Here is a 9,010-nt window from a genome sequence, read left to right as displayed (position 1 = left end):
CGGGCACGCTAACCCCCGGCCCTGCCTCGCGTGCGTGGTGTGCCGACACCCGGCTGCCCCGCCCCGCCGGCCACCCCCGCCGGCGCCCCCCCGCCCCGCCGCCGGGTGCGCGACGTCACCGCGCTCATCCTGCTCGCCCTCGGCACCAGCGGCCTCAACGCCGCCGCCTACACCACCGACCCCCGCCTCGGCCTCGCCTGCACCAGCCTGGCCGCCCTCGCCGTCGCCGCCGTACTCGGCCACGACAACGAGCAGCAGTAGGAGGAACCCCATGCCCCGCCGCTGGTTCCCCACCCTGCGCAGCACCCCGCCGCCGGCCACCAAGAGCGAACCCGGCTACACCCTCTGGGCCCCCGCCGGAGTGGACCGCGCCCGCCCCTGGTCGGTGGAGCGCGCCGTCCGCGACGGCATGGAGCGCGCCGTCTGGATCTACAAGGCGGTGGACACCATCTCCAGCCACGCCGCCGACCGACTCCTGCGCGTACGCCCCCGCAGCGGCACCTCCGAGGACGCCCTGCCGTCGCTCGCCGACCACCCGCTCTACGAGGCCCTCAACGTCACCGCCAACCCCCTCGAGGGAGCCTGGGCCTTCAAGAAGCGCGTCAGCATGCAGCTGCTCCTCTCCAAGCGCGGCGTCTTCCTGGAGCCCACCTTCAGCCGCGGCGGCGACCTCCTGCGCATCGACCTCCTGCCGCCCGGCCGTACCCGGCCCGTGCCCAGCCGGGGCGCAGACCTGGTCTCCCACTTCGAGACCGTCACCCCTTCCGGCGAACTGCGGACCCTCGACGTGGAGCGCGTCCGCTGGATTCGCAACCCCCACCCGCTCGACGCCTACAGCGGCATCACCCCGCTGGAAGCCGCCGGCCTCAGTGCCGACCTCGACTACTACACCCGCCTCTACAACCTCAGCTTCGTCCACAACGACGCCCGGCCCGGCGGCGTCATCGGCATCGACGGCGACATGGACGACGCCGAACTTCGGCTACTGCGCCAGCGGTTCAGCACCGGACCGACTGCGGCCGGAGCCTGGACCGTCCTCTCCGGCGGCAACATCACTGTCACCGACACCTCCACCACGCCCCGCGACATGGCGTACGAGACCGTCTCCGCCAACTCGAAGCTGGAGCTGCTGGCTGCCTTCGGCGTCCCCGAGTCGCAGCTCGGCAACGCCAGCGGCCGGACCTACGACAACGCCCACGCCGAGAAGCTGCAGTTCTGGACCATCACGATGGCGACCCACTTGCGGCTGCTCGGCTCCGCCTTCCAGACCGACGCCGGCGAAGGCCACGAGGCGTACTTCGACGCCTCCGACATCGACGTGCTGCGCGAGCCCCGCTCCAAGCGGCTCGCCGAAGCCAGGGAAGAAGTCGCCGCCGGCGTCCGCTCCCTCTACTCCTACGCCGAACTCGCAGGCTACGCCGACGAGGTGGACGACACCCCGGCCTCCCGGGCCCTGTGGGTCAACTCCGGACGCACCCCCGTACCCGCCCGCGCCGCCGACGCCCAGGCCCTCGCCCAAGCCGCCCCCGCCGCTCCCGCGACCCCGGCCGCCCGCACCGCCAAGGTCCTCGACACCACCAGCGACCTGCCGCTCGACGGCGCAGCCGCCACCACCCTCCACCGCCAGCTCGACACCGCCCTCCAGGCCCTCGCCACCCGCTGGACCGAGCGCACCGTCACCCGCCTCAACTCCCCCCGCCACCGCAAGGGCACCCGCCACTGGGACAACCGCGGAGCCGACGACCCCCGAACTGGCCTCAAGGAACTGCCCGTTGAGCAGGTCATCGACCTGGCCACCTGGCAGCAGGAAGCAACCCAGGCTCTCCAGCCGCTCGTTGAGCGAGCCGCCGCCACCGCCGGGACCGAACTGCACACCGCCCTCGGCGGCACCGGAGCCGGCACCGAGAACACCTGGCCGACCCTCGCCCCGCTCCTCGCCTCCTGGCTCACCGGCCACGCCACCGCCCTCGCCGACGAGATCCACCACGCCGACCACCAAGGCAAGGACCTCGGCGGCATCACCGTCACCACCCGCGACTGGGGCCGCACCTTTACCGCCTGGGCCACCACCACCGCCAACCGGCTCGCCACCGCCACCATCGAGATCGCCCGCGACCACGCCGCCACCGCCGCCGGCCGAGCCGGCCTCACCCGCCGCTGGGTCGCCCACGACGACGGCCAGGTCCGGCCCGACCACGAAGCCGCCCACGGCCAGACCCAGTCCCTGGGCCTGCCCTTCACCGTTGGTGACGACCTGCTCCGCCACCCCGCCGACCCCGAAGCCCGACCTGGCCAGGCGTTGAACTGCCGCTGCCGCCTCGCCTGGCAGCTCCGGCCCTGATCCCCGAACACAGCCCGGGACCCACCAGCCGGGCCCCTCTCCATGTGAGGATTAAGCATGACCACCGGCACACCGCCCAGCGACCAGCAACAGGCGAACGAGGACTGGCTGCGCGGGCGCAGCTGGGACGTGCGATACCCCAACGGTGACCCGGTCACCACGCTCGCCGGTCTCGCCGACGTCCTCGGCGTCGGCCCTCAGGAAGCCGCTCGCCGGCTACTTAGCCAGCCCTTCGGGAAGGCGGCCCCCCGCGCGCTGCTGGACGAAGCAAGGGAAGAGGGGTCGCAGAGCGACTGATCTGGGCGGAGGTGGTCAGGGCTTGAAGAGAGCGAGGTAGGCCGCTCCGATCAGGAGAGCCGCTCCCACGGCTGCGCCGCCCCGGTGGATGACCTGCTGGGCGGATACTCCTTCGGAGTGGCGGAGCCAGGCAGCGACGACGCCGACCAGCAGGCTGATGATGACGACGAACGCGATGTGGGTGAGCACGGGCAGGGCGCCTTCCGGGAGAATCCGGCGAAGAAGAGAGCACAGCAAGGCGTTCAGAAGTGTTCACTGTACGGTGTGAACACTTCTGAACGGATGATAGCCGAAGGGGTCGAGGCTCGGTGGCACAGCAAGACGATCGACAGCGCTTTGCAGAGACGCTCCGGGGTCTCGTGCGTGATACGGGCATGTCGATCACTGAGCTGGCGCGCGCGTCACGGATTGGCCGGACCACTGTGAGCGCGACAGTGAACGGCCAGGCCTTGCCGACGGAGCGAACCCTCTTCGCGCTCGCTCGCGCACTAGGCGCGGACGCGGAGGGCCTTCTGGCGTTGCTGGTCCGTGCTCGAGCCGAGGAGCAATTGGGACAGATTGGCCTCAAGCCCCCGGCCGAAGAGCCGGTCTCTGGACCCGTGCGGTACTTCGATCCCCTAGACGAGGAAAACCTCGTTCGAAGCGTCGTGGAGGAACTCCAACGCGCCCCGCTGATGCGGCTGGAGGACTACGGGGAGGAGACTCGGGGGATCGGCATTTACGCGATCTACTACAGCGGCCCAAATCCTCTCTACGCGCCTGTCGCCTCTGACCAGCCAACCGTCCCGGTCTACGTGGGTCGTACCGACCCTGCCCCGAGGGCGATGATTGGCCGCTCCAACCGCACCAGGTTCCCCAGCATCGGACACAAGCTCCGCGTACACGTCCGTGCACTTGCTATGAGTCCAGACCTGGAGCCTGAAGACTTCCAAGTGCGCGCTCTCCAGGTCCCCAGTCTCTTCGCAGAGCCAGCTGTCCACGAGCTGATCAGCAACACTTTGCCTATCTGGAACACCTCGCTCCAGGGTTTCCCTCGCAGCGCGTTTGGTTCGGCAGGAGAGCTCGCAGCCCCCTGGTACATGCTGCATGGTGACCGAAGGTATGCAGCCAGGCGCTCATCAGATGCGGAGATCGACAGGCTGAGGGAGCGCGTACATAGGCACTACGCCGAGGTTGCGCAGGGGTGGAAGCACGAGCGCGGGTCGGCCTCGTAAGAAGCGACAAGACAGTAGGGAGTGCTGCTGGGAATCTGCACGGGTCCACCTGACCCGTGACCTCCAAGAGGAGTGCCGTGCCCTACCCTGCGATCGGCCAAGTCCGCCTCTACTTGCGGGTCAAGCAGCGCCCGTTCGCCGAGCATCTGCACCCCAGGGACGGCCGAGGGCGCTTCGCTACCACCCCCGGCAACTCCACTGATCCGCTGCTGGAGCGCATCCGGGCCGGCGTGGCCCGGCCGTCCCGGGCGACTCGCTCCCAGCCGCGGTTCGATGAGGAGGAGTACGGGCTCGTCTTTCGCGACGGGAACGAGGAGCGGGTGGCGCAGGCGTACAAGGCGAACGTCGTCCGGTCCCTGGCCCGGGGGATGCGGGACGTCCCGGATGACGAACTCCTCGGTGAACACGATCTCGCCCGGCTAACCGGAGTGCAGGGCGGCTCTGCCCGGCCCTTCCTCGATCCGGCCACCGGCATGCTGCGCACAGCCGGCCCCGGCAGCCCGCCCCCGCAGCCGTCCTGGCAGTCCATCACCCCCGAGGCTGCCCGGGACCTGCTGCGCACCGAGGTGGTCAACCGCATGGTGGCCAACTGGGCGATGACCTCCAACGACGAGCACGCCGAATCTCTCGCGCTCCAGGAGACCGCCCGGGACTTCATCGGCCTCCAGCCCACCGCTGACTGGCCCACCGTCGATCACCTGCGCCAGGAGGTCGCCGACCACCGGGCCGCCCACGGGCCAGCGATGGAGGCGCTCCTGCGCGGCATGTGGGCCGACACGCAGACGCACCTCGCCGAGGCCGACCTTGGGTCCCTCACCATCTGGCGGGGCATCAGGACCCCGGACGGGCGGCCGCCCGCCGAGTGGAGCGCCGACGGCAGCACCCTCGACAACCCGCCGATGCGCCCCCTCTCCGCGTTCTCCCTCGACCCCGACGTGGCCCACCAGTTCGCCACCGAGGGAGGCCCCGGCATCGTGATCAGCGCCATCGTCCCGGCCGGGCGGATCATCGCCACCCCCGTCACCGGAATCGGCTGCCTGGACGAAGCCGAGGTCGTGCTGCTCGCCGGGCCCGGCACCTGGCACTGGCAGCCAGGCGAGTAGCCGCCCGGCTCGGCGCGACGCTGCCCCCGGCCCGCTGCCACCCTGCCGCGACCACCGGCCCCGGCAGAAGGCAGCACCCGTGCGCGCTGGACCCGCCACCATCACCCTGCGGCTGCGGACCAAGCGCCAGCCGTGGGAGGAGCACCGCCACCGCCGAGACGACCGCGGCCGGTTCGCCGAGCACGCCGGCACCGCCCCGGCCGCCCTACCGCGCACCCGCACCGGCCCGTCCCGGCCCCCGGACGACGAGCTGCTCGGCGGCCGCCAGCGCAGCCCCGGAGCGCTCAAGGCCGCCATGTGCGGCTCGCTGTCCACCAGGATGGCCCACCTGACGGATGACCAGCTGCTGTCGGACCGTCAGCAGGACCGGCTCGCCCGGGTCCGCAGCGGGCAGCTCGCGGCCTACCGGGCCGAGTCCGGCAGCGGACGGGCGGAGTACGTCGAGCAGGCCGACCTCGACAGCGGCGCCCGCCGAGAGCCGTGGGGCTACGTGCGGATGGACGGCGAGGAGTATCACCAGTTCGTCCGGGCCGAGGCGGTCTCCCGTCTGGTGGCCGGCTGGGCCGTCACCGCCAACGACCACGACGCGAACGCCCTCGCCCTCCAGGAAGCCGCCCGGCGGCGCTTCAACCTGCCCGACACCCTGCCCTGGGACCACGGTGACGAGGACCTGGACGCCGAGACCGCACAAGCCCTCGCCGAAGACGGGCCCGTGCTGGACGCCTTCCTCACCGCGATGTGGGAGACCACCCAGCAGCACTTCGCCGACCTCGGGATCGAGTACGTCACCGTCCACCGCGGTTTCACCGACGACTACGACGACTCCTTCACCGACCACATCGACGGGGCCGGCACGATCGACGCGCTCCGCCTGCGCCCCATCTCGTCGTTCTCCACCGAGGAGGACATCGCGGACGCGTTCGCCACCAGGGGCGGGGACGTGCGTGGCTACGTGATGAGCGGCGACATCCCGGTCTCCCGCATCCTCGCCGTCCCCGGGACCGGCATCGGCTGCCTGGAGGAGGCCGAGGTCGTCGTCCTCGCAGGTCCCGGACAGTGGCACGTCTACGAGGCCTACCCCGACGAAGACGAGTAGCCCGCCCCGATGTAGGCGCGACCCAACACCCCGGGGGTGCCTACGGTGACCGGCACCAACTCGGACGGGAGACACGGTGGGAGCAGCACGTACGGCCAGCCCCGCGCTGGACCACAAGCAGGCGACCCTCGGCCTGCTTGAGCTGGAGGCCGACGAGGGCCGGGGAACGTTCACCACCCTGGTGTCCGTCACCGGGCTGTTGGACCACGACGGCGACGTGATCGAACCCGGCGCGTACGCCCGGACCCTCACCGAGCTCACCCCGAAGGGCGTCTGGTCGCACGACTGGAACGTGTGGACCGCCCGGACCGAGCACATCGAGGAACTGCTTCCTGGGGACGCGCGGCTGCCCAAGACCCTGCCCGGCGGGCAGCCCTGGCCGCCCGGCGCCGGCGCGCTGCTGGTCAAGGGACTGTGCAACCTGGGCACCCAGGCCGGGCAGGACATGTACGCCAACCTGCAGTTCTTCAAGGACCAGGTGCAGTGGTCGATCGGCTACAAGGTCCGAACTGCCAAGCGCAGCAAGGGAGCCCGCCGCATCACCGACCTCGACCTGTACGAGTACAGCCCGGTGCTGTTCGGAGCCAACCCCCACACCAGCACCCTCGACCTCAAGAGCAAGGCCCGCGGGCTGCTGCGCGAAGCCGAAGTCGAGCTCGCCCCGCTCGCCGGCACCCTCGAAGACCGCATCGACGCGATCACCACCGCCGTCCAGGAGCGCCTACTCCCGCCCGCCGACGGCGAGTTCGGGTCCGGCACCCTCCAGATCATCGGCACCTACCCGGACCGGGTGATCGCCTCCCTGTGGCGGTACACCGCCGACGGCTACAGCACCACCTCGTGGGAGGTTCCCTACACCCTGGACGGCACCGGCGTGCCGACCGTCGGCGAACCGCGGGCCGTGCGCCTGGTCCTGGACGTCGAGGACGGAACGGCCGGGGCCAGCGCCGCCCTCGCGCCGCTCGTACCCGACCTGGAGCGCGTCGCCTCCCACCTCAAGACGCTGACCGCCGCCACGAAGGAAGGCCGGGCCCTGTCCGGGGAGAACGCCACCCGGCTGGCGACCGCCGTGCAGCAGCTCGTCGCGGTGCTCGGCGCGGCCGGCATCGACTGGCAGCAGCCCGAGCCGCAGAGCAAGACCGCCGACACCACCCTCGACCTGGCGGAGATCGGGGCCGCTCTCGCCCTGTTCGCCGACGCGCCCCCCGGCCACTGACGGCGCGACCTTAGACCCGGCCCCGGCCTACCGTCCGGCACTCCGTCACCCCATCACGGAGGGCTACGCGCTGATGAACCGTCACCACGGCCAATCCGAGAAGCCGGGAGCGAGCCGATGAAGCTCGTCTCCCGCAGCGAGTGGGGGGCCGCCGCGCCGACCGGCCCCTACACCCGCATCACCGCCACCCGAGGCGTGAAGATCCACTGGGAGGGCTCGCCCGTCCCGGCCGGACTCGCCGCCGACCACAGCCGGTGCGCCGGCCACGTCCGAGACCTCCAACACGCCCACCAGACCGATCCCAAGGAGAACTGGATCGACGTGGCCTACAGCTTCGTCATCTGCCAGCACGGCTTCGTCTTCGAAGGGCGCGGTCTCGGCCGGCAGAACGCCGCCAATGGTGGCCCGACCCTCAACGCGCGCCACTACGCGGTCTGCGCGATGGTCGGCACCTCCGGCAGCACCTCGGCCTCCACCGACATGCTGCACGGCCTGGTCGACGCGATCGAGTACTGCCGCGCCAAGGGCGGTGCCGGCCCGGAGGTGCTCGGCCACCGCGACGGGTACTCGACCACCTGCCCGGGGGACGAGCTGTACGCCTGGGTGCAGCGGGGAGCGCCCCGCCCGAGCGGCGGCAGCGGCAACCCGAGCCCGCAGCCGCCCACCCCGGCCCAGGGCCCGGCCTTCCCCGGCCGCATCCTGCGACTGGCCGACCCGATGCTGCACGGCCCGGACGTGCAGACCGTGCAGCACCGGCTCATCGAGCGGACTTGGAGCGTGGGCCCCGACGGTGCCGACGGCTGGTACGGCCGCAACACCCGGGACACCGTCGCGGCGTTCCAGCGCGACTCCACCGCCAACGGCTGGCCCCTGGAGGACGACGGGGAGGTGGGCGAGCTGACGTGGCGCGCCCTGTTCAACCGACCGATCAGCCGGTGAACACGCGGCAGCGCCCCACCCGCGACCGGGGTTGGGCGCTGCCCTGCGCGGCTCGGGACCAGCGGACTACGACCGCCGGGCACGCCGGGTGGGGAACACCCCGACGCGCCGGTTGATTGCCGGGTCCCACGCCTTGCCGATCTTCGCGGCGGACAGCATCCCGGTGGAGCACCCGAGCCGATCGGCGAGCTCGCTGACCGGATACCCACCCCACCCCAGCACCTGCGACCGGTAGGCCTCCCGCACCGACCGGCCGAGCGCCACGGCCGCCCAGGTGTGCAGCACCCGGTAGCCCTCCTGCACCCAGTACCGCTTCTCCACCTCCCGCAGCTGCGCCGCCAGGTCGGCCTCGGAGGCGTCGAACCAGACCGCAGGGGTGATGAGGTGGCGAGCCGCGTACTCGTCGGCGTCCTGCACGCCCACGTGGAGTGCGACCCGGGGAGTCCAGGCGGTGTTCACCAGCGCGGTGAACCAGCCCTCCTCCACCTGGGCCAGGCACCCCCAGGGGCCCCGGACATGGGCCTTCAACCACAGCAGGTGCGCCGTCATCTGGTGCAGCCACTCCTCCGCCCGGCCCTCACCGGCGCACGGCCCGAACAGCTCCGGCTCCGTCCCGGGCTTCTTCACGCGCAGCAGCCAACCCTCGTCCGAGGAGAGGACGTTGAGCTGTGTGCCAGCCACGGTGAACGAGCGGCCCTCGGGGGCCGTCTCGGCGATAGCCGGGCACAGGTCCTCGGGTACGGGCGGCAGGTCAGGGCGCGGGAAGGGGTACACGGCAGACTCCCGTCGGTTGGCCGGGCGCAG

The 9,010-nt window shown here is 71.6% G+C and carries 10 protein-coding genes; 8 read left to right on the top strand and 2 right to left on the bottom strand.

The annotated features are described in order from the left end of the window. Positions 1-39 precede the first annotated feature (39 nt). Genes ACIRBX_RS25385 through ACIRBX_RS25375 form a run of 3 tightly spaced genes read left to right on the top strand, consistent with a single transcriptional unit; the run spans position 40 to position 2,638 of the window. Positions 40-261, top strand: a complete 222-nt coding sequence (locus ACIRBX_RS25385; RefSeq protein WP_402299742.1) for a hypothetical protein — start codon at positions 40-42, stop codon at positions 259-261. A 10-nt stretch (positions 262-271) separates the two neighbouring features. Beyond that, positions 272-2,341, top strand: coding sequence for a phage portal protein (locus tag ACIRBX_RS25380; protein WP_402299741.1), 2,070 nt, complete (start codon positions 272-274; stop codon positions 2,339-2,341). 57 nt (positions 2,342-2,398) lie between these two features. Continuing rightward, complete coding sequence (locus ACIRBX_RS25375; RefSeq protein ID WP_402299740.1) at positions 2,399-2,638, top strand: hypothetical protein; 240 nt, start codon at positions 2,399-2,401, stop codon at positions 2,636-2,638. 15 nt (positions 2,639-2,653) lie between these two features. On the opposite strand, the gene ACIRBX_RS25370 is transcribed toward ACIRBX_RS25375, so the two are convergent. Continuing rightward, complete coding sequence (locus ACIRBX_RS25370; RefSeq protein WP_402299738.1) at positions 2,654-2,827, bottom strand: hypothetical protein; 174 nt, start codon at positions 2,825-2,827, stop codon at positions 2,654-2,656. Between the two features lie 119 nt (positions 2,828-2,946). On the opposite strand from ACIRBX_RS25370, the gene ACIRBX_RS25365 reads away from it, so the two are divergent. From ACIRBX_RS25365 to ACIRBX_RS25345, 5 genes are all read left to right on the top strand, one after another. After that, on the top strand, positions 2,947-3,852 hold the full coding sequence (locus ACIRBX_RS25365; RefSeq protein WP_402299737.1) for an Eco29kI family restriction endonuclease: 906 nt from the start codon (positions 2,947-2,949) through the stop codon (positions 3,850-3,852). 77 nt (positions 3,853-3,929) lie between these two features. After that, positions 3,930-4,955: a hypothetical protein gene (locus tag ACIRBX_RS25360; protein ID WP_402299735.1), complete on the top strand. Its 1,026-nt coding sequence runs from the start codon at positions 3,930-3,932 to the stop codon at positions 4,953-4,955. A gap of 79 nt (positions 4,956-5,034) precedes the next feature. Then, positions 5,035-6,051, top strand: coding sequence for a hypothetical protein (locus tag ACIRBX_RS25355; protein ID WP_402299732.1), 1,017 nt, complete (start codon positions 5,035-5,037; stop codon positions 6,049-6,051). Between the two features lie 76 nt (positions 6,052-6,127). Then, positions 6,128-7,267 (top strand): HK97 family phage prohead protease, encoded by a 1,140-nt coding sequence (locus ACIRBX_RS25350; protein ID WP_402299730.1) that lies wholly within the window; start codon positions 6,128-6,130, stop codon positions 7,265-7,267. Between the two features lie 117 nt (positions 7,268-7,384). Next, positions 7,385-8,206 carry an N-acetylmuramoyl-L-alanine amidase gene (locus ACIRBX_RS25345; protein ID WP_402299728.1) on the top strand — a complete coding sequence of 274 codons (822 nt, stop codon included), beginning with the start codon at positions 7,385-7,387 and terminating at the stop codon, positions 8,204-8,206. Positions 8,207-8,272: 66 nt separating this feature from the next. Here ACIRBX_RS25345 and ACIRBX_RS25340 read toward each other — a convergent pair whose 3' ends face one another. Then, positions 8,273-8,887, bottom strand: coding sequence for a hypothetical protein (locus ACIRBX_RS25340; protein ID WP_402299726.1), 615 nt, complete (start codon positions 8,885-8,887; stop codon positions 8,273-8,275). Between the last annotated feature and the right edge of the window lie 123 nt (positions 8,888-9,010).

The organism is Kitasatospora sp. NPDC096147 (assembly GCF_044763225.1).
Classification (GTDB): Bacteria; Actinomycetota; Actinomycetes; order Streptomycetales; family Streptomycetaceae; genus Kitasatospora.
This window is presented reverse-complemented; position numbering and strand designations above follow the sequence as displayed.

Bases quoted from the DNA above. Each gene is read 5' to 3' on its own strand.
- ACIRBX_RS25345 (WP_402299728.1), top strand. From the start codon at position 7,385: ATGAAGCTCGTCTCCCGCAGCGAGTGGGGGGCCGCCGCGCCGACCGGC.
- ACIRBX_RS25375 (WP_402299740.1), top strand. From the start codon at position 2,399: ATGACCACCGGCACACCGCCCAGCGACCAGCAACAGGCGAACGAGGAC.
- ACIRBX_RS25380 (WP_402299741.1), top strand. From the start codon at position 272: ATGCCCCGCCGCTGGTTCCCCACCCTGCGCAGCACCCCGCCGCCGGCC.